Source organism: Rhizobium sp. BR 315 (assembly GCF_050577975.1).
In the GTDB taxonomy this organism is placed as follows: domain Bacteria; phylum Pseudomonadota; class Alphaproteobacteria; order Rhizobiales; family Rhizobiaceae; genus Rhizobium; species Rhizobium miluonense.
This window is the reverse complement of sequence record NZ_JARWKZ010000202.1, coordinates 1-514: the sequence shown is the minus strand read 5'-3', so window position 1 is coordinate 514 and position 514 is coordinate 1. Positions and strand designations below refer to the sequence as shown.

General features: G+C 40.5%; 1 protein-coding gene. It reads right to left on the bottom strand.

The features are described 5' to 3' along the window. Positions 1-169 precede the first annotated feature (169 nt). A partial coding sequence (locus QD409_RS35770; RefSeq protein ID WP_430765088.1) for a DsbA family protein occupies positions 170-514 on the bottom strand: 345 nt, incomplete at its 5' end.

Here is a 514-nt window from a genome sequence, read left to right as displayed (position 1 = left end):
GCATCCATCCTCTATTCATTACGGAATCGATGAAAACACAGGGGTGTATTTTCATAATGGCAGATTGGCGACAACCGAAGGCAGGGGAGTTTATCAAATGGTAGACGGCAAATGCAGGAAGCTGCCTGGATAAAAAAATAGAGAGTACGAATGTACTCTCTAACGATTCTTACTTTTCAGCTGCTTCATTGACCATTTCCAATAATTCATCATAGCTGTTGCCTTCAAATTTTACTCCATTAACATAAATGGATGGCGTGCCAGTAATGTTCAAGCTTTTCACATCATCCATATCATCTTGGAGAGAACTTTTGTATGTTTCATTTTGGAAGGCCTCTGTTACTTTCGTAGCGTCTTCATCAGATGCACCAGCATCCTTCAAACGGTCTGTTAAGAATTCTTCCGTATACGTTTCGACTGTTTCATTGTCAGGCTGATTAGCGTAGACAGAATCATGGAATTTCCAGAATATCTCATCACCAAGTTCATTAAAAACAGCTTCGCCGTACAAGGC